General features: G+C 58.8%; 15 protein-coding genes and 1 other RNA gene. 7 read left to right on the top strand and 9 right to left on the bottom strand.

The window, feature by feature from the left end; translation table 11 throughout:
* The 4 genes from SCARR_RS23940 to SCARR_RS23925 all read right to left on the bottom strand — a co-directional run bounded on the left by SCARR_RS23940 (window position 1) and on the right by SCARR_RS23925 (window position 10,237).
* The gene (locus tag SCARR_RS23940) at window positions 1-780 is read right to left on the bottom strand and encodes a TIGR00282 family metallophosphoesterase (RefSeq protein WP_136064412.1); all 780 of its coding nucleotides are present in this window, start codon (window positions 778-780) and stop codon (window positions 1-3) included.
* 68 nt (window positions 781-848) lie between these two features.
* Window positions 849-7,130: a hypothetical protein gene (locus SCARR_RS23935; protein WP_136064410.1), complete on the bottom strand. Its 6,282-nt coding sequence runs from the start codon at window positions 7,128-7,130 to the stop codon at window positions 849-851.
* Window positions 7,131-7,148: 18 nt separating this feature from the next.
* Window positions 7,149-9,692, bottom strand: a complete 2,544-nt coding sequence (locus SCARR_RS23930) for a YfbK domain-containing protein (RefSeq protein ID WP_136064408.1) — start codon at window positions 9,690-9,692, stop codon at window positions 7,149-7,151.
* A complete protein-coding gene (locus SCARR_RS23925) occupies window positions 9,689-10,237 on the bottom strand; it encodes an RNA polymerase sigma factor (RefSeq protein ID WP_136064406.1) in 549 nt (182 codons plus the stop codon). Before SCARR_RS23925 ends, SCARR_RS23930 begins: the two co-directional genes overlap by 4 nt.
* A 111-nt stretch (window positions 10,238-10,348) precedes the next feature.
* Here SCARR_RS23925 and SCARR_RS23920 point away from each other — a divergent pair, with 111 nt between their 5' ends.
* Window positions 10,349-11,944 (top strand): glycerol-3-phosphate dehydrogenase/oxidase, encoded by a 1,596-nt coding sequence (locus tag SCARR_RS23920; RefSeq protein ID WP_136064404.1) that lies wholly within the window; start codon window positions 10,349-10,351, stop codon window positions 11,942-11,944.
* On the opposite strand, the gene SCARR_RS23915 is transcribed toward SCARR_RS23920, so the two are convergent.
* On the bottom strand, window positions 11,941-13,254 hold the full coding sequence (locus SCARR_RS23915) for a hypothetical protein (RefSeq protein ID WP_136064402.1): 1,314 nt from the start codon (window positions 13,252-13,254) through the stop codon (window positions 11,941-11,943). The two genes, SCARR_RS23920 and SCARR_RS23915, sit on opposite strands and share 4 nt — an antisense overlap.
* 99 nt (window positions 13,255-13,353) lie before the next feature.
* On the opposite strand from SCARR_RS23915, the gene dinB reads away from it, so the two are divergent.
* Entirely contained in the window at window positions 13,354-14,550 is a 1,197-nt protein-coding gene (gene dinB, locus SCARR_RS23910) for a DNA polymerase IV (protein WP_136064400.1), read from the top strand.
* A 366-nt stretch (window positions 14,551-14,916) separates the two neighbouring features.
* Window positions 14,917-15,291: a hypothetical protein gene (locus tag SCARR_RS23905; protein WP_136064398.1), complete on the top strand. Its 375-nt coding sequence runs from the start codon at window positions 14,917-14,919 to the stop codon at window positions 15,289-15,291.
* A 4-nt stretch (window positions 15,292-15,295) separates the two neighbouring features.
* On the opposite strand, the gene SCARR_RS23900 is transcribed toward SCARR_RS23905, so the two are convergent.
* The 3 genes from SCARR_RS23900 to SCARR_RS23890 form a co-directional block, all read right to left on the bottom strand.
* The gene (locus tag SCARR_RS23900) at window positions 15,296-15,667 is read right to left on the bottom strand and encodes a hypothetical protein (protein WP_136064396.1); all 372 of its coding nucleotides are present in this window, start codon (window positions 15,665-15,667) and stop codon (window positions 15,296-15,298) included.
* Window positions 15,668-15,680: 13 nt separating this feature from the next.
* Complete coding sequence (locus tag SCARR_RS23895) at window positions 15,681-16,418, bottom strand: dienelactone hydrolase family protein (RefSeq protein ID WP_136064394.1); 738 nt, start codon at window positions 16,416-16,418, stop codon at window positions 15,681-15,683.
* 361 nt (window positions 16,419-16,779) lie between these two features.
* Complete coding sequence (locus SCARR_RS23890) at window positions 16,780-18,213, bottom strand: nitronate monooxygenase (protein WP_222846429.1); 1,434 nt, start codon at window positions 18,211-18,213, stop codon at window positions 16,780-16,782.
* Between the two features lie 176 nt (window positions 18,214-18,389).
* Between SCARR_RS23890 and ssrA the strand changes: the two genes are divergently transcribed.
* Window positions 18,390-18,745, top strand: a transfer-messenger RNA (tmRNA) gene (gene ssrA / locus SCARR_RS23885).
* Window positions 18,746-18,959: 214 nt separating this feature from the next.
* Here the strand turns inward: ssrA and SCARR_RS23880 are convergent.
* A complete protein-coding gene (locus tag SCARR_RS23880; RefSeq protein WP_222846428.1) occupies window positions 18,960-19,643 on the bottom strand; it encodes a 3-keto-disaccharide hydrolase in 684 nt (227 codons plus the stop codon).
* 374 nt (window positions 19,644-20,017) lie between these two features.
* Here SCARR_RS23880 and SCARR_RS23875 point away from each other — a divergent pair, with 374 nt between their 5' ends.
* The 3 genes from SCARR_RS23875 to SCARR_RS23865 all read left to right on the top strand — a co-directional run bounded on the left by SCARR_RS23875 (window position 20,018) and on the right by SCARR_RS23865 (window position 22,883).
* A complete protein-coding gene (locus tag SCARR_RS23875; protein ID WP_136064391.1) occupies window positions 20,018-20,563 on the top strand; it encodes a hypothetical protein in 546 nt (181 codons plus the stop codon).
* A gap of 183 nt (window positions 20,564-20,746) precedes the next feature.
* Complete coding sequence (locus SCARR_RS23870; RefSeq protein ID WP_136064390.1) at window positions 20,747-22,024, top strand: adenylosuccinate synthase; 1,278 nt, start codon at window positions 20,747-20,749, stop codon at window positions 22,022-22,024.
* Window positions 22,025-22,163: 139 nt separating this feature from the next.
* A complete protein-coding gene (locus SCARR_RS23865; RefSeq protein WP_136064388.1) occupies window positions 22,164-22,883 on the top strand; it encodes an isoprenyl transferase in 720 nt (239 codons plus the stop codon).
* The last annotated feature ends 2 nt before the right edge of the window (window positions 22,884-22,885 follow it).

Genomic DNA, 22,885 nt, shown 5'->3' with positions numbered 1-22,885 from the left:
CTAAACCGAAATCCGGATCCGCTCAATCGAGCTTGCTTTCCCCGTCTTCATATCCACGTCAACAATCGCGCCTTCGAGGGTGGGGTCGCCTTTGGCGACGTCGAACTTGTGCGGGACGCCGGTGAGGAATTTAGCAAGAACGGGTTCGACTTCGCGACCGAGGATGGAATCCTTGGGGCCGGTCATGCCGAGGTCGGTGATGTAGGCGGTGCCCTTGGGAAACACGGTTTCGTCGGAGGTCTGGCAGTGGGTGTGCGTGCCGAAGACGGCAGAGACGCGCCCGTCGAGGAAGCGTCCCATGGCCATGCGTTCGGAGGAGGCTTCGCCGTGGAAATCAACAAAGATCACCTTGTCGCCGCCGAGCTCGCCCTTGAGCATGCGGTCGGCCATCTGAAACGGGCAGTCATAATTCGGTTGCATGAAAACGCGGCAGATCAACTGCATCACGACCAACGGGCCTTCCGGCGTATCGACCCGCACCCAGCCTCTTCCGGGCGCGCCTTTCGAAAAGTTCGCCGGACGGATGATGCGGTCTTCCATATCGATGCCCGCCACCATCTCTTTGCTGTCCCAAGCATGATCGCCGAGCGTGACGACATCCGCTCCGCCGCTGAGCAGCGCATTGGCAATATCCGGTGCAGGGCCGCGCCCCGCGGCCGCGTTTTCACCGTTGGCGATGACAAAGTCGACCCGCCCGTCCTCCTTCAACTGACGCACCACCTGCACAAAAGCGTTGCGCCCCGGCTTCCCGACAATGTCTCCAACTAACAAAACTTTCATGCTGACTCTCTCCCAATGATTGCCACGGAGTGTACATAAAAGCCCGGCGGTGTCGAGGGCGGCCTCGGCTAGGCCGCCTTCCTCAATTTCCCGATGAAGTGGCCGGCGAGAAGGATGATTCCTGCGGAGAGCAGCACCGCGACAACTTGGACGGAACGGCTGCCGGCCGCCCGGGCCGAATGAAACTCGACCTGCATTTCGGTGTCGGGCTGCAACTGGAGCGTGCGCTCGAATCCGATCTCCGTGCCCTGACGCGCCATCACGACGCGGATCGGATGCACTTCGGTGGACGCGGCTTGCTGCTGGTCGAGCATTTTTTCCGCCAGCCCGCTGAGCGCGCTGCTTTCCTTTTCGCCTAGTTGCGCTTCGATCTTATCCACGTCGGCACCGGACCACTGCTCGTTGGCGAACGCTCCTGCGGCATCCCCATCGACCTGGTTCAGCGTTTGCTTCAGCTGGTTGCGCCGGTTGACCAGCCCGACCACGCCCTGCTGCCGGACCAGATTCCGGTACTGCACACGGGCATCCTCGTTCAAGGCCTGCTGGCCCTGAGAGAAGGAGATGGCCTTTTGGAAGGCCTTGCGTGCATTGCGCTGATCGCCACTCTGCATCAACGCATTGCCCGTCTCGATATTCTCCTTGGCGCTTTCGCCAAACCGCAGGGAGTTTTCGGAGTTGTAGCTGCCGTACTGGACTTCATCGAACTCGCCGGAATACGATCCGCTGCGGGACAAGCGCAGGTGCTGCATCGTCCCGTCGAAGCGGGAATAGCGGTATCCATCGGGCGCGTAGAACGTCCAGCGCACATCGGACAGCGGAAGTTTGAATTGTGGTCCGGAGAAGGAGTGCTTTTTACCGAATACATCCTTCCGGCTAGTTTGGGCATACATGGCTTCGACCGTTGCCGACAAGTCCGCTCCGGGTTCGATCGGGATGAGGTACAGCCCGTCTTCCACCAGGGGGCGAACCGCGGTTTCATTGACGAAGACCGACCAGATTTCCGATCCTTCCGGCAGCCGCATTTCCAGGAACCGAAGCGACCCGGGCTCAAGAACCATGGTCATGTTGTTCAGCGATTGGTCGTCCTCGGTAATGACCGAGTCGATTTGCACGGACCGCACCTGGGCCGGCAGCACATCGGCGGCATTGTGGCGCACAACGTTCAGTTTCAGCACAAAATCGCTTTCGGTGACACGGTAGCACAACACGGCATCGGAAAGGTCGCCGGCACCGAAGCGGCGCGGAATACTGCGGGCATCTTCCGTTCGGAGAAACTCGGGAACGGCCGATGGAGTAATCTGGAGGCGGCCGCCCGAAAACACAGCGGCATACCCCTTCTGGCTCTCCGTGCCGATGGTTTTCAGCGGACGGATGACCAGTTCGGAATTATCGTGCGCAAACGGAATCTGGTAGGCCACTTCCATTCCGTAGCGGTCTTCCACCTTGCCGTGCAGCTCGACTTCCCATATTCCGTTTTCGTCGTCGATCTTCCGCACCCGCGAAATATTGCGTCCGGAAACAACCAGGGCAATCTCCGGCCGGGGCGGCTGCAGCCGGAATGCTTTCACGCCGGCGTGCTCGATGTCGTACTGAAGGTAGCAGCGGTACTTCAGCATGCCCTCCGAAAGCGCCACGCGCTGCAGAATCTCGGCCTTAACCGTCGGTTCCATCACTTCGGAGTGGAGACCGATCTTCCAATCGGGGCGGAGCAGGCGATAGGCCAAGCTGCCTTCCTGCCGGATGCCGAGTTCGCGCGGACTGATCTCGCTGACCCCGTCCCGAGCCGACGGCGTAACGCGTATGCCGCGCTCGACCGTAACCACGACCGTTCCGGTGTGCTTCAACACCCCGTCAACCTGAATGCGCGGCATCGTGAAGTCGGGTTCGAGATCGCGGCCGGACCGGCTGAGCACCAGATTCAGCGGAATCGTACCGGTGATCTGCCGCGCAAAGTTGACCACCACCTCGCGCGTTCCGGTGTTCACCTCGTCCCAATGGCTGACCGCGTCGCCGCTGAGCGAATCGACATCGAACCCTTCCGGAATTTTAATCCGCAGCGAAAAGATGCCCGACTTGCTGACGGTCACGTTCAGCCGGGTGGAGAGCCGGATCTGTTCAGTCGCAATATCCATCGCGGTTTCTTCCAAGAGCCGCAGTTCCGGCAAAACCTGCTCGGCGGCAACCTCGGCGGCGAACGGCATCTGGTTGTAGCGGAAGGCCCGCTTGATGGATGCCTCGCTGGACCCTTCCATCAGACGGGCGGCATCCCCGATATTGATGCCGCTCAACGCCTCGACCGAGGCGATATCGATCTGCACGGAATCGGACGCGGCCAAGGCGACCACCCCGCGCTGCATCACCGCGTTCCTGACCGCGATGCCTTTCACGGTGGTTTGGTACGGCAGTTTTTCGCGGGCGATCTGGGCGCCGATGCGCATGGCATAGGCTTCCGTCGCCGGGGCCGAAAGCACCACTTCCAGCAAACCGGATTCCGGGTCGTACCGCCACGTATTGATCCCCTTGCCGTGGACTTCGGTAATGCTCATGCCGGCCGGGACATCGAACTGGAGATTTTGGATTTCGCCCTGGGCAATGTTGAACCGCACATCGTGCCGCAGGCCGACCATCCCCGGCCGGAAATCGGCCAGCGTGTTGACATCGCAGAAGAAGCGCGCCAGTTCGAGGTCGGTCTTTCGTTCTTCAGGCTTCCACCGCAACGTGCAATAGCGTTTGCTGTTGCTGAACAATACGTCCGCCGTCGTGCCGTCCTGCCGGATGCGGATGGCTTGAGCCGAATCCAGGTTCCATCCCTCCACGGGCAGCTGTACCGTCGCCGAATTTTGAAGCGCATCCGGAATCCACAGCTGCGCCGCCCATTCGCCCTCGGCATACCCGGCCGTTGCCAGGTAATCGATCGACACCTCGTAGTCCCCGTCCCGGTCGATGCGAAGCAAGCTTCCATCCTCGGTCGCAACCACGCTCAGGTGTCGCGACGACAAATCGTAGTCCTTCAGGATAAACTCGGGCGCCATGAGCCGCAGCTCATCGCCCTTTTTCGCCTTGAGCTTCATCTCCATGTGCACGCCGACATTCACCCGGGTTTCCGTCTCGAATTCAGGCACGGTGATCTGAAGATTAATCCCCTCCGCCTGGACGGGATTGTCCGTGGCCGGGAGCACCGATGCGCATCCGGCCGCCACCGCCAGCATCGTCAGCATAAATCCCAAAAGCTGGACCTTCGCGGCGCCCTCCTTGCCGTTGGCCGGAGCGGTGGGCTGGTGCTGGAATATTATTTTTTTACGGGCATCCCGGAGCATGCGCTGATCCGTCCCCTTGCGATGTCCCGCCATGAAGCATGCGTAAAAAACGAGCAGGAGAGGCAGCGACAGGGTCACCCAGGCCAGATAGGGATTGAAGGAATAGAACCCGGCCAGCACGGCCAGGGCAACGAGCATGAACCGGCGGTTGCCGGACAGCAGCATCCAGGCCAAGGGCGCCAGCCCCACCAGCAGGTAGACCAGATTTCTGGCCGGTTCGAAATAGGCGTTCACGAGCGTCAGCCGAACCAGCAGTCCGCCATCGGAACCCGATACGGCCTTGCTGAACGCCCATTCCGTTGGAACATATCCCGCGGGGCTCGCCAGCGTAAAGGAGGCGCCCGCCAGCATCGCCCCCACCACCAGCGCCGCGCCAAGCGAACAAAGCACCAGCATGCTGATCCCTAAAGAAAAGGAGTGGCCGCCCCCTCTGCTCCGGCCCAGCAAAAACAGGCTAAGCCCAAGGGCGACACCCATGGCCAGCCAGAACAGCAGCGTGGACGGATCCAGACCCGCCATCAGATTTCCCCATCCCGCCCGGCGTCTTGAAAGTTCGACCGGAACCTCCATGTTCCCCTTGGCGGCGATCAGGCGCTTTCCGTCGGGCAGCGTGAACGTCCAATGGGCAAACACGGACTGCGTATCCACCTCGGGCGAATGGAACTTCATCCGGGCAACCATGCCCGGTTCCTTAAGCTGCTCGGCGTAGGTGACCTCGATCTTCAGCGGCACGTTGGGATCGCGACGGCGTTCGACCGGAACCAGCACCTGTCCGTCGCCCTGGTCGAGCACCTGGATCTTGCTTCCATTCACCTTCACCGTCCACAGCGCCGCCTGTTCAGGCAACCGGATCGGCAGGTATTGCTGATCCGTGTTCTTCACGTGGTACACGGCAACCGTCACGGCCTCGCCATCCTTGCTGATGGTGGTGTTAAGCGTGATGTGGTCCGCCACCTGGGTCAGCAGCTGCTGGGTGGCAAAGCGCTTGATGCGCACCTGCGCCTCGTGCGGCGCGGCCACGTATTTGTAGGCGTGCATGATCGTGTCGTTCACCAGAAGCGCATACTCCTCCGGAATCTCGTCCACATCAATCGGCAGGATCGTCGGAGAAAATCCAAGCTCTTCGGCCAGCGACAAATTGGCCGCTCCCGCCAAAGCGATATAGCCGGTTTCGTTTTCGACATCCAAGGCCTGGACACCGCCGACCGAAAGCTGTTCTTCGCCCTGATACTTGGCAGGATGGTCGTACGTGATCAGCAACGTATAGTCGCCAATCACCTTTTGCTGCAAATGGACCGTCCAGCGCTCGCCGTCCTGGGTCCAGTTGCGGATATCGCGGCCATGAACCTCGACGTTGCGGTAGAAAGCCGGGATCTTGATTTCGAAACTGCGCGTCGGTGCATTGGCCACATTGTAGGTGATCAGGCTGCTGCCGAATACGCCGCTTTCGCCCAGCGAAACCAGCTGGAACGATTCGGCATGAATCGAAGCGAGCTCCTGGCGCACATCCACCCGCCCGCTCCAATCCGGACGCTTGAAACGGAAGGCCTGCCGCGCGTCGGAAATCTTGACCGGCAGCGATCCCGTGTTCACCTCTCGCAGGCCCTCAAGCTTTGAACCCTCCAGCCGCGTTCCCGTTTCACCCCGCAGCACGATGAACCCCCGTTCCGACTTGGCGTCGGCCACCTTGAACAACGGCATCGGGAAGCCGGAGGAATCTTCCGGCAAGGTTTTTTCCAACCGCACCTGCAGCAGCGCGCGGCTGTCCACCGCCTGCCTGAAATAGACCTTGATCCAGCGGGAGCCATCGCGGTCGCGCACATCATAGTCCGCCACGTTCTGGCCGGTCACCCCGGTCACGGTCCAATCCGAGGAAACCTCCAGCTCCACCTCGCGGGTCGGCGCATCGCGGACTTCAAGATCGACCTTGGCTTCCAGCGACGCGTCGTTTTCGCTCAGCGCCAGCACCAGCTGATCCTGAGCATGGAGCGATGTCACGATATTGTCGGCCGAAAGCTTCATGCTGAACGGCATGTTGGCGAACATATAGGCATAGAGCCCGCGCTTCGGGCGGGTCAGCGCTCCCCAATTGACCGCATCCGGCTCAACCTGCGTCACGCCGCCAAGCTCGTCGACGAGCAGCTTGATGGTGCTGTCCGTCCCCACCAGCACCACGCCGTTGGCGCGGATGACGCCCTGCGGCTCAACCACCGGAAAAACAAACGAACAAGGAAACTCCGGCAGCGACTGTTCCGCCTGGACCGTCAGTACGTAGCTCTTTTCATGCGGCCGGCTCAGTTCAACGAACAACTGCCGCGCCCCGTCCTGCTCCCGCACATTCCACGAAAGCAGATCGGCACCCGTTACCTGAATAATGTTCAACCCGGCCGGCAGCTTCATCGAGATGTCCTTCATGCGGCCCTGCGGGATGGTATAAAGGAATTGCCCCTGCAGCTGCAGCGCACCCACCTTGGCCGATCCAACCAAGATGCTGTCGCACGAAGCCACCAGTTCGCCGGAAAGCTTTTCCAGCTCCGGGCTCCAGAGAATCCGCACTACGCCCGAGCCGGGGAGGAATGCTTGAATCCGCGTTGCATCGAGTTTCTGCGTGCGAGGCGCATCCACCACCTCAACCTTGTAGCCCTCCTGTTCAGTCTGCAACGTGATCTGCCGGATCGTGGCCGACGGAATACCGAACGCCGCGCCGCGCTGCTGTCCCTTCACCACCACCTTGGCTTCAAATTCAATCGCGACGTCCTGTTCCCCCTTCTTGGTGAAATCGATGTAGTAGACGCCGTCTTCCTTGATCATTTCCGCACCGCGAGGCAGCTTCATTCCCGTCGGGACCGCCGCGCCCTCCAGCACCTTCAGTCGCGCAGGAACCTCCTGCACATCCGCTTCAAACTCCATCGTGAGCGCCAGCTCCTCCGTCGAAATACTTCCCGTCAGATCAACTTGCCTGATCAACACCTCGGCGCCGGCCCAGCCCGCCAGCAAGCAACCCATTAAAACCATCCACGCGCGTTTCATCATAAAACCCTCCTGTTGCCCTTAGCGTTCCAACCCATCCGTAATCGAAATCAGCCGCACCAGCTCCTGCACTTGTTCGTCAAGATCCAGCTCGAGCGCCACCGATTGCAGGCGTCCTGCAATATCCTTCATGCCGGTTCCTTCCGCATACGGACTGCGGCGCAAATGCTCGGCAAACTCCGCCGTGCACACCGCCAGCTGGAAGCGTGGATCCGCATCCTCAAAGCGCTGGACGCGCACATTGTCCGACACCCGGCTGTTGATTTCCTCGACCGCCCCGTTGTCCGCCCGCCGATAGCGCACATACACCGTGGCGATCGGCTCGGCCGGCGGACCGCCGGGCTTCAACTCTATATCGTACAACGCCGTGACCGACTGCCCCGAACCCACCTCGCCGGCGTCCACCGTATCGTCGCGGAACTGCTCCTTGGTGAGCTGGCGGTTTTCGTAGCCTAGCTGGCGATAGCGCAGCACGCGCGCCGGATTGAATTCAACCTGGATCTTCACATCGCTGGCAATCACATGCAGCGTGGCCGCCAGCTGGTCGACCAGCAGATGGCGGGCTTCGTTGAGCGTGTCGATATAGGCATACATGCCGTCGCCCTTATTGGCCAACCGCTCCAGCAGGTCGTCGTCGTAGGAACCGGCGCCGAATCCAAGCACCGACAGATAAATGCCCTTCTTCCGCTGTTCCGCCACCTGATCCAGAATCGCCTCCGGATCCAGCTCGCCCAGATTGGCCACGCCGTCGGAAAGAATCATGATGCGGTTCGAGTCGCCGGCGCGGAAGCCGGTTATCGCGAGTTGATAGCCCAGCTCCAATCCCTTGTCGAACTGCGTCGGGCCGCCCGGTTGCAGCGCGTTGATGGCTTCCAGCAGCGCCGCCTTTTCGCTCGCGGGGGTATGCTCCAGCACCAGCCGCGCCTCGCCGCCAAACTGGACAATCGCCACTTTGTCCCCCGGATTCAACTGGTCGATCATCAAGGCCAGCGATTCCTTCACCAAACCCAGGCGTTCCGGCGTCGCCATCGACCCCGACGTATCGATCACCAGCGTCAGCACCGCGCCGCGATGATCGTCGCGCCCGATGCGCCGCCCCTTGATCCCGATCTTCAGCACATCCATCCCCATCCGGAACGGCGACGGCGCCATCTCGCGATGCACCGCAAACGTCTGCCGGCCGGCCGGCGGACGGTAGTCATAGTCGAAGCTGTTAATGAACTCCTCCGTGCGCACCTGCTCGGGATCCGGCAGCCCGCCGCCCAGCAGCCGATTGCGGGCCAGCCCGTACGACGCCGTATCCACATCGATCGAAAATGTTGAAAAGGCATTTTCCAACGCCAGCGTGTAGGGGTTGAATACGGCGGATTCAAACTTCCGGCCGCGTTCGGCCGGCACATCCTTGTCGGCCTCGAGCTCCCGCAACAGAACCGGTTCGGGAAGCGGTTCGCTTTCCACGTTCACGTTGTACTCAATCATGGGACTGGGCGAGACCACCTCGGTTCCCGCCAATGCTTTTTCTTCCTTGGCCTGCTCGTCCATCCAACGGAAATCATCCGTCAACGCGATTGCATCAGATTTAGCGGGGGGCGGCGCTGGGGCCGCCCAAGAAAGAGAGTCCGCCGCAACACCATCATCGCCAAACAAAGCGTCCTGCGGGAGGCTAAAACCAAAACGCGCCACGGCGCTTGAGTCATCCAGATAACCGAGTCCGCCCTTTATCCCGGCGACGGCAGGCATCTCTATATCGGGCACGGTTATCCCTGAAGTCCCCTTTGCCACGACTCGCTTGCGGAGCTTTGGCTTTGCCATTGCTGGGGATTTTTTAACATTTACCGGAACCCTAAGTTTTTTCATCGCGATTTTCGGACTCTCGCCGTCCTGATCCATGAACGAGTAGTCATCGACGGCACTCACACGAGAAAGAACCTCCGCCGGCGCGTCGGCAACTTCCATAGCGCTGCCAAACAACGACACCGACTCCAGCTCGGGCATTATATCGAAGCCCCCGACGCCGCCGGAGAGACCATCGCTTGCCGCCGCCATTTCCGGCAGCTGGATGTCGGGCATGTTCGCACGCTTGACCTTGGTAACGATGCGCGTGGTCGACTTCGGCTTCGGCTTCGCCGACTTCGGAACCTTTACCCTCGGCTTTTTCAGCGTCATTTTCGGTCGTTCAATAGGCTTCGGCGGACTAAAACACTTCTCCTCTTTGTTCACAGCCGTAAATACAACCAGCGTGCCTGAGAGAGAAACGAGGAAGACGAATATCGCGCAGGTGGCTAGCATCGCCCTGAGCTGCGCGCTATACCAGATCCGTTCAAAGGCGTTTAGCGGACGGCGCTTGCGTTGGTGCGCCGGCGGTCGCGCAACCAGCCACTCCGGCGCGGGAACGGCTTCGAGCGTAGCGCCCAAAAGTGCGAGGGCGGAGCGCTGCGCTTCCAGCGCGGCGCGGCAGGCGGCACAGCCGTCCAAATGCGCTTCCAAGGTTTGGGAATCGCGGTCGGCGAGCTCGCCGTGCTGATAGGCCGTTAGTTTCTTTTCAAATGAGGTGCATTTTTTCATGACACCACCCCCGCTTGGCGCAGGCTTTGGGTCAGCTTCTTGGTTGCGTTATGAATGAGGGTTCCGACGTAGCCCTCGGAGCGCTGGAGGACGGCGGCGATCTCCTTGTAGGACATCTCTTCGTGAAGCCGGAGCACGAGCACCTCGCGTTCTTTCGGTTTAAGCACATTGAGATGCTGGAGCACGAGCGCGTGGCGCTCGTCGCTGGGGAGCGGATCGGCCACAAAGCATTCGGCCTCCCACGACTGGCGCAGGTGCAGCAGGCGGTGGCGCGACTCCTTGCGGATGTGGTCGACCGACGCATTGTGCGTGGTGCGGAAGAGCCAACCCTTGAGGTCCGTACCGCGCGCGGTCACGGCATCCCAGTTGGCGTGAAGCCGGATGAAGGCCTCCTGCACGACGTCCTGAGCGGCGTCCCGGCTGTTCAGCACGCGGGTGGCGTAGCGCAGCAAAGCGGACTGGTAGGTTTCCATAACACCCTCCAAACTCAAGACTCCCGGATCCGGGTGATCGCCCCCTGATTCTTGATTTTTTGTTTCAATCATCGTCCATCCAGTTCGTCTGTCGGTGGTGATACGTCTGTCGACACGACTATCTTTGCAAAAAGTTCGAAAAATGTGCGCATCATTTTTTCATCTATTCGCTAGACTGTGCGAATGAACTCACTACGAACGTCGTGCATCGGGCGGGCAAAGGCGGAAACGCAGGATTGCCTTGTGGTGGGCGCTGGAATCAACGGCGCCGTCGCGGCCGCCGCGCTGGCGGGCAAAGGCGCCAAGGTTACGGTGATCGACAAGGCCGACTTTGGCTCGTTCACCTCGCAGGAAAGCTCCAACCTGGCATGGGGCGGCATCAAGTATCTCGAAAACTATGAATTCGGATTGGTTTGGGGCTTGTGCAAAAGCCGCAACCATTTGATGAAGTCGTACCCCAGCCAAGTACGCGAAATCCGGTTCTACACCAGCATCGCCAAAGGCTTCCGCAAGCCGCGCATCCTGATCTATCTCGGCGCGCTGCTCTACTGGTTCATGGGCCGCTTCCAAACCAAACCCCCGCGCCTGCTTTCCGTTTCCACGATCCGCAAGGAAGCGCCGATGATCGACGGCGCGGCGCTGGCCGGCGGCTTGGAATATTCCGACTGCTACTTTGTTGAAAACGACACCCGCTTTGCCTTCGGCTTCATCCGGAAGGTGCTGCAAACGGGCGGCTGCGCCATCAACTACATGGAACTCGTTTCCGCCGACTTCCACGACGGCCTCTGGCACTGCTCGCTGCGCGACCACGTTACGGGGCAGGCGCACCGCCTCATGGCCAAAACCCTCGTCAACGCCGCCGGCCCCTTCGCCGACAAAATCAACGCCATGCTCCGCATCGACTGCCCCTTCAAGCATATCTTTTCCAAAGGCGCGCACATCATCGTGCCGCAGTTTTCAAAAACAGAGCGGGTCTTGACCTTCTTCGCGTCCGACGGCCGCCTCTTTTTCATGATCCCCATGGGCGAGCGCACCTGCATTGGCACCACCGACACCCGCGTCGACAACGAGGTTGCAGAACCCTCGGCCGACGACGTCGAATTCCTGCTCGCCAATGCCAACGCGCTGCTCAACCTCGAAAAGCCTCTCGCCCGCAAAGACGTTATTGCGCAGCGGTGCGGCGTGCGCCCGCTGGTGGTCAAAAAAACCGCCGACGTCGGGAACGCCGAATGGACCGCCCTCTCCCGCAAACACGAGATCGACATTCAACCAAGCAAAAAAATGTGCAGCATCTATGGCGGCAAGCTGACCGACTGCATCAACGTAGGCGAAGAAATCAGCGGGATCGTAGAATCCTTCGGAGTGCCGCTGGTCCAGTCCTTAAAGCCGTGGTACGGCGAACCGAGCGCACAGAACAAGAAGCGCTTCGAAGCGGTGGGCACAAAACTTGGACTCGATGAAGCACAACGCGCCCGGCTCTGGCGGCGCTACGGGAAAGACGCTTTCAAGTGCCTGGAAAAGATACGAAACGATGCCTCCATGGCGAACATAGTCATCGAACAATACACCCGCGCCGAGCTTCACCACATGGCAGAATACGAGTTGGTCGTCCGTCTTGAGGATTTTCTGCGGCGACGCTCCCGACTGGCTCTCACCCAGCATCCCGCAACGCTTCGCTGCGACCCCGGAATGCCCGAAGCCGCCCGGATCCTTTTTGGGCAGCATGCCGACGCCGAACTGGCCCGGTATTTTTCTAGCGACGAGGCGGTCGCGCCCTAGCGCCGGCCACGGCCGAGCGGCACGGACAGGGTGCCGTTGAAAAACTCGATGATGTGGCCGCGTTCAATGAGCCAGCCCAACGGCTTCAGTGCATCCTTGGCCTCTTGCGATGCGGGATCGAGCGAGGGATGCAGCACTTCCAGCAGCTGCAGACGGCTCGACCCGGGATGTTCCTTCAAAAACGAGAGCACCTCGGCAATATTTTCAACCGTGTTCTCCGGCTTGACCGGATACGGCTTGATGTGGGTGACAAAATTAATCTTGCCGGCCTTGAACAGATACAGGTGCATGTGCCGGAAGGCGGCGCGCATCGCAAACGACATCGACAGCGGGAAGCGGCTCTCTTTCGTCCAGACCTGCCGAATGGCGTGGGTAATGTCGCGATCACCCAACTCCTGCGCCACCTTCGCCGGCACGACGGCCCGCGGGGTCGCTTCATAGAGGCTCGGCACCTTCTTCGCAAATTCCAGCTCGGCCTTGCGCAGCTCGACCGGTTCCGCCTCGGGATCGGACTTGAGCTTGTAAACCGTCTGCTTGCGGCTCTCTTCCTTCCATTGCTCAATCACCTCTTCGTCGCGCACAATTTCAATGCTGCGCTTATATTCATCGAACGAAAGATGGGCAAAACGGCTTTGGTGCACCGCGTTAAGCTTTTCGGTATAGCTGTGGTGGTTCGGCGGGCCGAGCAGGATGCCGGACTTGCGGCAGCGGGCCACGCCGGGGAAGCTGCCGGAAGGAGGATCGGTTTCGATCTCTTCCTTTTCGTAAAAATCGGCCAAGTGCATCGACATCACGTGCTGCACCATCATTTCTTCCGAAATCGCCACGGCCTTGCAACGCTTGCACTGCAGCATCTCAAACCCAGCCGGCGCGCCTTTGGACACTTCGATTTTCACCAGATAGCCCTCTGCATCTTGAATGAGCAGGTTGGCCAAATCGATCAGCGGATAGGCGCGGCGCGAATGGTGGATTTGCCGCACCAGCGAAGCCAGCCGCTGCTGCTCGGGCAAAAAGGAAATCGACAACGGCAGCTCTTTGAAGGTTTCGCGCGGTGCTCGGGGCCGCTCCGTTCGTTCGGGCCGGTCGCTCCGCTCTGGCCGGGGCCGGCGCGGGCGGTCGTCGCGCTGGTCGTCGCGCCGGGGCGGACGCCGGTCATCGCGGCGCGGGGCGCGGCGCTCGGAAGAATATTCCTTCTGACCATAGTGGTTTTCCCCGGGAGGCTTTTTCGCCCATTGGGGGACAAAGTTGAGATCAAGGATTACGTCGTTCGCATCCTTGTTTTCAGCGTGGGCTTGTCTTTTCTCTTCCATGGCAGCAACCGTATGTTCTATAAGTTAATTGAAGATCAGTTTAATTGAATCTCCATTGATGAAAAGCCTTAACCCGCACGGAGATTGCCGAACATTGGAATGATGCAGCCGCTCCCCACAACCTTTCTGCATGTCGACATGGACGCTTTTTTCGCGTCGGTCGAACAGCGCGACCATCCCGAACTGCGGGGCAAACCGGTGGTGGTCGGCGCCCCGCCCGGCCAGCGCGGCGTGGTGGCGGCCGCTTCCTACGAAGCCCGGAAATACGGCATTCACTCGGCCATGCCTTCGAGCACCGCCCAGCAAAAGTGCCCGCACGCCGTCTTTGTGGCCCACAACATGGCACGCTACAAAGAGGCGTCGCGCCAGATCATGCGCATCTTCGAATCCTACACCCCGCTCGTGCAGCCCCTCTCCATCGACGAGGCCTTCCTCGACGTCACCGGCGCCCGCCGGCTCTTCGGCACCGGCCAGGCCATCGCCGAAAAAATAAGGCGCGACATCCTCGAGCAGACCGAGCTCACCGCATCCGTCGGCGTGGCCCCCAATATGTTTCTGGCCAAGATTGCGTCCGACATGAACAAGCCCGACAGCCTGACAATGGTTCCATTCGAGCAGAAGGCCATCGAACAGTTTCTCGCGCCGCTTCCGATCGGCCGCATGTGGGGCGTCGGCAAAGTAACGCAGAAAAAGCTGCTCTCGCTCGGACTCTCAACCATTGGGCAGCTGCAGCAATGCGACTTCCCAACCTTGGAACGCGCTGTCGGCCCGCGGGCCGCACGGGGGTTCAGCCAGCTCGCGCACGGCATCGACGAACGGAGCATCGAAACCGACAGCGAAGAAAAAAGCATCTCCAACGAAACCACCTTTGCTGAAGACCTCACCGACCGTGAGCAGATCGAAGCCGTCTACAAGCGGCTGATCGACAAGGTCGGCGCGCGCCTGCGCAAGGCCGGCTATTTCGCCTCCACCGTCCATCTAAAAATCCGGTGGAGCGATTTTTCCACCATTACCCGCCAGACCCGCTTTTCGATTCCGTGCGCCGACGATGTGTCGTTGCGCGAAGCCGGCATGGCCCTTCTTGAAGAACACCTGCGCCGCCGCCCCGTCCGCCTGATCGGCTTCGGCGTAAGCGGCCTCTCCGAAACGGATCAGCCACCAGCCCAGCAGCTCAACCTCTTTGAAGCGCCCGACACCGCCGAACACGAAAAGCGCAACCGCCTCAGCCGCGCCGCCGACGGCATCAAAGAAAAATATGGGGGACAAAGCCTCCGCCGCGGCTCCGATCTGAACTGACCGGCTAAAGCCGGGACGACAACCTTTTATGGGGAAGATATTATGAGAATTTCTGCACGCGCCGGCGACGGGATCGTCGGAAAATTGATGATGACGGGATTTGGACTGTTCCGAGGTTGAAAACCAAGGCGAGGACTTCTGCCTAAACCTTACCTATCGATACGAGGTGAACGGCGAGGAATATTTTGGCGACCAATTCTGCTTCAGGAGCGGTTCCGCAAAGGGTCTAAAGCCCAACTTGACCAGCGCCAGACCCGGGAGCAGATTGTGGGGCGCTGAAAGGCCGCTCCCCGATCGGCAAAGCGGCTGGCATCGTCGCCTTTACACTTAGCAGGAACGGCGTGGTCTATTTCCTGATCCGCTCCGATGCGCCGCGCCTGTTTCCCGTCGTCTTCGGCCTCTTCGGCGTCGGCGCGATTCTGGCTTCAGCCCACGCCATCCTCTCGCTGTTTAATCCACGGCCGGTGGCTGAAATCACACCCGGAAACGCGCCGGAGCGGCAGCAAAACGACGACGTCGGTCATAAAAACCCCCGTGTACGAAGAGGAGTTGCGGCAGACCGAAAACAACCAAGGCGAAATTGCGCCGGGCACGCTGCAGTTCCAGATTCCGGATGATCAGCCCGCCTCTCGGCTGGGCCGAACCAACGGCATTTGCTGGCAGACCGTGTTCCACGGCGACATCGCCCGCTGGCCGGACATGAAACAGGAACTGGCCTTTACAGTTTACCCAGACAGTTAGAGCTTTAAGCCTCTTCAGCCACCTTGGCCTTGCGGGCGCGGCGCACGTCGATGAAGCTCTTGATGAAGAAGACCAGCGCGGCCACCGTAGAAACCATCATCACCGAAACGCGCATTACCGCCATGCTGTCCTCCCGGCCCAGCGCCGCCGTCAACGGCTTCACCAATCCGCCAAGAATCAGCAGCGTCAGCAGCACCGCAATATGGGCCACGATCTTGTTCTCCTTCTTCACGCTTGGGGACAGGAGTAGAAGGAGCACACCAATAACCACCGGAATAAGCGCGGTCTTCGACGGCGTTTCCGACCCCAGATAACCCCACAAACCAAACCCAACCAAAATCAATGCGTTAATCAAACTCGCGATATGTGCACTCATCGTTCTCCTTTGCCTATTTCAATACGTCTTCAAGATAGTTCGTGAACTGAGCCCACGATTTTTTGTCGGCCTCGGCGCGGTAGGCCTTCCCTCCAAATACAGTCCAGCCATGCGGCGCGCCGCCAAAAGTGATCATCTCGTTCGGCACGCCGGCTTTTTCGAAATCGTTCGCCAAGGTCGCAAACTGGTCCATCGTAATATGGGAATCCGCCGAGCCGTGCAGAATCAGCACTCGCCCTTTGGTCTTGGAATAGTCCTGCCCATCGGGAAGCGACAGACCGCCGTGGAACGTTGCGAAACCCTTCAAGTCCGCCCCCGACCGTGCAAATTCAAGCACCGCCGTTCCGCCAAAGCAGTAGCCCATCGCAACGCAATTTTCAGAATTCAAACCCTGCGCCTCGGCCGCATCGAGCGCCCCCTGCATCAAGGCCCGCATTTTCGGGCGGTCTTCGCTCAGCATACCGGTGCACTTTTGCTTATCGGCCAGCGCCGTTGGCCGGACGCCGGCCCCGAAGAGGTCGGCGCAAAAAACAGAGTAGCCCAGCTCCGCCAGCATGCCCGCCCGTTTGACTTCATATTCCGTCAAGCCATCCCAGTCATGAACCAGCAACACCATCGGCGCATGGGGAGCAGCCTTCTCCATGCAGCCCTCGAATGGCCGGCCATCCACTTCATAGCTGACGGCTTTCCCCGCCAAAGAAACGCCGGAAAAAGCAGTGACACAAAACAGCGCCATCAATAAAGTTTTCATGCAATACCTCCTGAGTTGCTGGAAATAATAGCCGCGCTTGCCTATATAGCCACCACAAATAATACCTTTTTTGTACTCATTGCGGGCACAACGAATCTGAGAGGGGAAAGTGAGGCAAAGGACTTGGCCATTTAGCCTAAAATCAGAAATGAACCACAGATGAAAACGGATAAACACGGATTGAGAAGAGGTTGTAAAAAAACCGCATCCACTCTATTAGGTGATCGAGGGAGCTTCTGCGTCTTCCTGCGAATCCGTGGTTCTATTTTACTTTCTGCACTTTTATCGTGGCACCGGATTCCGATCCGGTGTCCTTTGCGCGAGAGGCACCGGATTGGAATCCGGCACCACGCCCAACTGGCTACGCGCCGAGCAGAACGTTGACGACGTGTTCGGCAGAATAATCGAGCTGGTCTGCAGAACAAAAGCGCTCCACATCAAGCAAATCGTCACCCATCGTCACCAAGGGTTTCTCGACGGAACCGTCCGGCAGGCGTTGGGGCATGCCGGCATTGGCAATGAGCGAATTGCAGAGGCACTTGCGCCCGACCGTGTCTTCGATCTTTCCGCCCTTGGCCACATAGGCGTCAACGGGCTCGGCGGCGCAGCGATAACCAATCTTCCCATCGGGGCGACGATAAAGCTGTCGCAGGGCACCCAGATCACAAATCCGTTTGCGTTGCTGATAAACCGAATCATCGGATAGTGTTCCGGGCATGGCGGCCACTTTAAACGGGAATCCAGTCGGTGAGGCAAGCGGATCGGTGAAAATATGCGCTTCGCCGGCGAGCGCTTCGCGCAGCAGCTCGCGCCGCAACTCAGGCACAAGCCCGGACTCTTCGCAGAGCGCAAAGGCCGTTCCTGCCTGAATGCCGCTGGCCCCTTCTGAGAGCGCCAGCTTGACGCCTTCGGGGGAGCCAAACTTACCGGCCAGCCAAAACGGGAGGCCCATTTCGCGGAAGGCCGAAAGCTTTGCATCGTCACGCGTCCCATAAATCGGTTCGCCGCCGGTGGTATAGGTGGTTTTTCCGCGGGGCGGCGCATTATGCCCGCCCGCCACATTGCCCTCAACAATAAAACCGTCGATCGGGCCGGACGCCTTGCGCAACAGAATTGAAGCGAGCGCCTCGGAAGAAACAATCGGAATAAAGTCCGGCAGCTCCAAAACGGCTGGAAACGTGCCATCCTCAATAAACTGCGCCGGATCAAAAACCATATCAAAAGTTTCGCCTCCACCTTCCGCGCCGGCAACATGGATTGGATATTCGGCCGCTTCGTGCTTCGACAACGCGCTCAGCACCGCCGGAATGGCCAGCGGAATCCCCGCGCCCATCACCACTACGGCAACTCCTGCCAGCAATGCCCCGTAAACCGAGGCCAAGTGCGGCAGCTGAATCTTTTCGAGATAGTTGATCCCTACCGGATTGGCATGCCCTTCCCTCGCTAGGAAGACCTCTACAAAATTACTCACAATGCAAAGCTCCAGCGGCTCGCGCCGCCCCTCCAGATTTTGCACAATGTGCTTCCGATACGGCAGATCGCTCGGCTTGCCGCCAGAAACAAAGAACGAATCCAGAATGCGCTCCGCCATGCGCGGAAACGGAAAATGATCCAGCGCTCGGTGAATGTGGCCGCCCAGATCGCCGTCCTGCAGACGGCGTGCCACAACTTCAGAAAGGCCCGTTCCTGAGACAACGCCCAGATGCCCAAGACGGGATACGGCCTGAGCCAGACGCCAGTTTGAAATACTCGCACCCATGCCGCCTTGAATAATTTTTGGAGGTATAATTCGCATAACGGGTTTACATATGACTCTTCTTTACATAAATAGCGATGACAATCGAAACAAAGCCTCACCCCCTCAAAAATCCCGACATTATAGACCCTCCACACTTCCGGCGTGTTCAAATACCCCGTCCCGCGGGTTGACGTTTGAACGCTTTTGGTGTTCTCTCTGTCCGTCTCATATATGGGGATGACTGGTTTCGACGGGTAAGTTGAAGCTTCAGTGGCGTGTCGAGGTTGGCCTCCAGGCCTCGTAAAAAGGAGTCCAAAAAACATAAATGCTGACGAAAGTTACGCACTAGCGGCATAGTTCCGCTACGTCTCTACCCTAATGTCTGTTAAGGGATAGAGGCGACGACAACAGGCTAAGGCCAATACCGGGCACCCGGGTTGCGGCTCGAAAACCATAACAGGATACTAGCGACCAAAGTGGCTCTGTCGAGTGGCAGCGGAGGCGGCGAATCTTTTAATGCTCGACTACACACGTAGAGGCTGTTGTGACTCTTATTCGGACGGGGGTTCAATTCCCCCCATCTCCACCATTTTTGGTGTAAGGTCTTGGTAGTACAAAGCTTACCCCTTCGGGGGTTATGCCTTTTGCCACACACTGTACCACATTTGTACCACATTTCGCTTCTCAGCTTACCCCCTCTGGGGTACTCCTTTCGGCTTTTCCTTGAACCAAACTACAGCGTTTCTTTTTTGTTTTTTTGCGCCTCTTGGCAACCATTCCCATCCTTGCTGCGAACTGGCGCATTAAATCTCGCGGATGTAGAGGTTGCGCCAGCTGACGCTCATGGGGTGCAGCGCGGCCTTAACTCCGTGCACCTGTAGGCCAATGTGCCCTTTGGGGTGGGTTTTGAAGATTTCTTCGTCGGAGAGGTCGGCGATGGGCTGGCCGTTAATGAAGGTCTGGATACGGGCGCCTTTGGCCACGATGCGGTAGTGGTTCCATTCGCCGTTCTTGAATATGTCGTGCTGCTTGACGGCAGGGTCTTTCGACTTAGGTTCAGGGGAAAGCCATCCTCGGCCGGTGGCTTCGCCGTAGATGTAGCCCGCCTGGCCGGGGCCGGCTTCGATTTCAACCTGGGGACCGTAGAAGCGGCCGATTGCGTGTTTGCCTTCGGCCTCGGTGCGCGAACGCGAACGGATTTGCACGCCGGAGTTGAGCTTGTCGGAAACCATCACGTCGAATTCCAGTTCAAAATCGCCGTATTCGGCCTTGGTCGCCAGAAAGGTGTTGGGGCTTGGCACCGCAGTGCGGCCAGTGATGACGCCGTCTTTCACTTCGTAGGGGGCCACGCCGTCTTCGACGAGGAACTCAGAAAGATCCGTTCCGTTGAAGAGGGGTTTCCATGCGTCGGAGGGCTTGTATTCTTTCGAGGCGGCCCAGGTTGCGGACAGCATAACACAGAGGAACAGCGCGGTCATTTTCATCATATTCTCCTTAATTAGAACCGTCGCGGCTTCGCAAAAAAGAGAAGTGGAGCGAAACACGCGGAACATTTAAGGAACGTCGCGCAAGCGGGTTTTTGTCCCGAATATTTCAGACGAAGATGATTAGCACTTGCCGGACGGCGCACGTTCGAGGGCGACTTCCATGGAGGCCACCCAGCTTTTCAATGAATAGGCTTGGCGGAACCGGCGAAGCCATTGTCCGCCGATGAGACGAGAACTGAGAGGAACTATTAATTTGTGACGCACTTGACCGCTCCTTTTTTAAGGTTGTTCAATTAAACAACGCATGAAGAATGCCAAAAAAATATTCCACGGAAAAAACTTTCCGCCGAGCCAAAGCGCGGTAGGCTTTCGTTATGCAAACCGAAGAACATCGCATTCCGCTGCCTGAAATATTTTGGTCGTTCGAAACGGGCCAACCGATGGGCCATTGCTCGGTGTGCGGGTGCGATTTGATGGAGGGCTGCCTCGACTACCAGATTGAAAAGGCCTTTAAAGACGGCGAAACCATTTTCGAGGCCGCGGTATGCACCCGTTGCCAATTCGAGGTTTTCAGCGAGCTTTCGGAGAAAAGCCGGGAGCAGATCACCCGCTATTTCACCCGGCGCATCAGCATGCATGAGCGCACCTCCGAATGCCTGGAACGCTTCGGCACCGACCACCGGAAATGGATTGCGCACTGCCTGATCAAAGGCTATCCGCTTGAAGAGTGCGGCGAATACCAACTATACGGCTACTGCTCCGGAGGCGAACTGGTCTTCAACGGCGCGCCGCACATTCTCTCCGGCGAAGTCATCGAAGAGATCACGGATCTGCTTTCCGCCGCCAGCCTCGGCGTGCTGGGCAAGCTTTCCGACCGCCTCTTCGGCATCGACGCCCCAAAGGATCTGCTCATTATATAATTTGAGGCATCGAGCCCGACTTAGGCGGCCAGAATACTTGACGCACCCCATGCGTTTCCCTAATTTCCCCGCTTCATAGGCCCCCTTATGAAAAGAGGGCTTTTTAAGTGGTTATCAGAAAAAAGGCGGACAGATGCGGATCTTCCGGTAACCGGTCAAATACTCATATGGAGAAATAGCAATATGTCAAAGACGGTATTGATCGGGTCGCAGTGGGGCGACGAGGGCAAAGGCAAAATTATTGACGTACTCACCGCGAACGCGGACTGGGTGGTGCGCTACCAAGGCGGCAACAACGCCGGCCACACGGTAGAAATCGGCGACCAGAAATATGTCCTTCACCTCACCCCCTCCGGCATTCTGCGCGAAAGCTGCAAGTGCGTCATCGGAAACGGCCTCGTGGTCGATCTTGTCGGCCTGGTGAGCGAGCTCACAGCGTTGGTCGAACGCGGCATCAAACTAGACGGCCGCCTGTTCATCTCCGACCGCGCCCACATCGTTCTTCAATACCACAAGGAGATCGACGGCGCCAAAGAGGGCAACCTCGAAGAAGGCAAAAAGATCGGCACCACCAAGCGCGGCATCGGCCCGGCCTATATAGATAAAGCCGACCGCACCGGCCTGCGCATGGGCGACATTCTCGAAGCCGACTTCTTCGATATGGTCAAAGAGAACGCCACAATCAAAAACGCCATTCTCGTTGATATGGGCGCACAGCCGCTCGACATTGATGAACTTCTCGGTCAGGTGAAAGAAGCCACCGACTACCTGCGTCCGTTCATCTGCGACACCATTCCGCTGTTGCACGAAGCCGTACAGAACGACGACGAAATCCTCTTCGAAGGCGCACAGGGCGTAATGCTCGACGTCGATTTTGGAAGCTACCCCTTTGTCACCTCGTCCAACACGGGCGCGGGCGGCGCACCGTCGGGTTCCGGCGTTCCGCCGAATGCGATCGACCGCGTGGTCGGCATCGTTAAGGCCTACACCACCCGCGTCGGCGAAGGCCCCTTCCCGACCGAACTGCACGACGACATGGGCGCGCACATCGCCCAGGTGGGCCATGAATTCGGGGCCACCACCGGACGTCCGCGGCGCTGTGGCTGGTTCGACGGCGTGGTTGCCCACTATGCGGCCATGGTCGGCGGCATCAACGAATGGGCGCTGATGAAGCTCGACGTCCTCGACGACGTGGAAACCATCAAGGTTTGCGTCGCCTACGAAGTGGACGGCGAGCGCATCACCAGCGTGCCGGCCAGCATCCGCAAGCTGGAACGCTGCAAGCCGATCTATGAAGACTTCAAGGGCTGGAACACGCCGACCACCGAATGCACCACGTGGGAAGAACTTCCCGAACAGGCGCAAAAATACGTTGAGTATCTTGAAAAACTCACCGGCGTAAAAGTGAGCATCCTGTCCGTCGGCCCCAAGCGCTCCAGCACCCTGTTGCTGGATCGTTAGAATTCCTAAATCCGAATCTCTAAATCCTAAACAATCTCAAAGGAACAATGGCCAAAACTCAAAACAGCCGATTTGGAACCTTGGAATTTTCCAATTGGAATTTGTTTAGAATTTCGGGTTTAGAGATTGGGACTTCCGAATGACAAAGTCATTCGACAAAGTTCCGAAACACGTGGCCCTCATCATGGACGGCAACGGGCGGTGGGCTCAAGAACGTGGCCTTTCGCGCATCGAGGGACATAAGGAAGGCGCGCAGTCCGTTCGCGCCGTGCTGCGCGCGGCCGCACAAGCCGGCGTGGAATACATCACGGTCTACGCCTTCAGCACTGAAAACTGGAAGCGCCCCCCGAAAGAGGTCGAAGGTTTGATGAAGCTGCTGGTCGGCTCGCTCAATTCCTACGAACAGGAGCTGCACGACAACCACATCCGCCTGCGCGTGATGGGCCAGTTCGAGCGCCTCCCCCTGCCCGTTCGAATGCGCCTGCAAAAAACAATCGACGCCACCGCGCACTACACCGACCACACCTTCATTATTGCCTTGAGCTACGGCTCCCGCACCGAAATCGCCGACGCAGCCAAGCAGATTGCCGAAAAGGTCAAGGCCGGCGAGCTCGACCCGAAAAAGATCAATGAACAGACGCTGGCCAACCACCTCTATCTGCCTGACGTGCCCGATCCGGAACTGATGATCCGCACCAGCGGCGAACTGCGGTTGAGCAATTTTTTGCTGTGGCAGATTTCCTATTCCGAGTTCTACATTACCGAAACCTACTGGCCCGACTTCCGCGAAGAGCAATTTTTCCAAGCATTGGAAGCTTTCAATCATCGCGACCGGCGGTATGGTGGCGTGAAGAAATAGGA

Origin of the sequence: Pontiella sulfatireligans, from assembly GCF_900890705.1 — a bacterium.
GTDB classification, from domain to species: domain Bacteria; phylum Verrucomicrobiota; class Kiritimatiellia; order Kiritimatiellales; family Pontiellaceae; genus Pontiella; species Pontiella sulfatireligans.
The sequence above is the reverse complement of the archived record's forward strand: the minus strand, read 5'-3'. Positions and strand labels throughout refer to the sequence as shown.

Bases quoted from the DNA above. Each gene is read 5' to 3' on its own strand.
- SCARR_RS23940 (WP_136064412.1), bottom strand. From the start codon at position 780: ATGAAAGTTTTGTTAGTTGGAGACATTGTCGGGAAGCCGGGGCGCAAC.
- SCARR_RS23935 (WP_136064410.1), bottom strand. From the start codon at position 7,130: ATGATGAAACGCGCGTGGATGGTTTTAATGGGTTGCTTGCTGGCGGGC.
- SCARR_RS23930 (WP_136064408.1), bottom strand. From the start codon at position 9,692: ATGAAAAAATGCACCTCATTTGAAAAGAAACTAACGGCCTATCAGCAC.
- SCARR_RS23925 (WP_136064406.1), bottom strand. From the start codon at position 10,237: ATGATTGAAACAAAAAATCAAGAATCAGGGGGCGATCACCCGGATCCG.
- SCARR_RS23920 (WP_136064404.1), top strand. From the start codon at position 10,349: ATGAACTCACTACGAACGTCGTGCATCGGGCGGGCAAAGGCGGAAACG.
- SCARR_RS23915 (WP_136064402.1), bottom strand. From the start codon at position 13,254: ATGGAAGAGAAAAGACAAGCCCACGCTGAAAACAAGGATGCGAACGAC.
- dinB (WP_136064400.1), top strand. From the start codon at position 13,354: ATGATGCAGCCGCTCCCCACAACCTTTCTGCATGTCGACATGGACGCT.
- SCARR_RS23905 (WP_136064398.1), top strand. From the start codon at position 14,917: ATGCGCCGCGCCTGTTTCCCGTCGTCTTCGGCCTCTTCGGCGTCGGCG.
- SCARR_RS23900 (WP_136064396.1), bottom strand. From the start codon at position 15,667: ATGAGTGCACATATCGCGAGTTTGATTAACGCATTGATTTTGGTTGGG.
- SCARR_RS23895 (WP_136064394.1), bottom strand. From the start codon at position 16,418: ATGAAAACTTTATTGATGGCGCTGTTTTGTGTCACTGCTTTTTCCGGC.
- SCARR_RS23890 (WP_222846429.1), bottom strand. From the start codon at position 18,213: ATGCGAATTATACCTCCAAAAATTATTCAAGGCGGCATGGGTGCGAGT.
- SCARR_RS23880 (WP_222846428.1), bottom strand. From the start codon at position 19,643: ATGATGAAAATGACCGCGCTGTTCCTCTGTGTTATGCTGTCCGCAACC.
- SCARR_RS23875 (WP_136064391.1), top strand. From the start codon at position 20,018: ATGCAAACCGAAGAACATCGCATTCCGCTGCCTGAAATATTTTGGTCG.
- SCARR_RS23870 (WP_136064390.1), top strand. From the start codon at position 20,747: ATGTCAAAGACGGTATTGATCGGGTCGCAGTGGGGCGACGAGGGCAAA.
- SCARR_RS23865 (WP_136064388.1), top strand. From the start codon at position 22,164: ATGACAAAGTCATTCGACAAAGTTCCGAAACACGTGGCCCTCATCATG.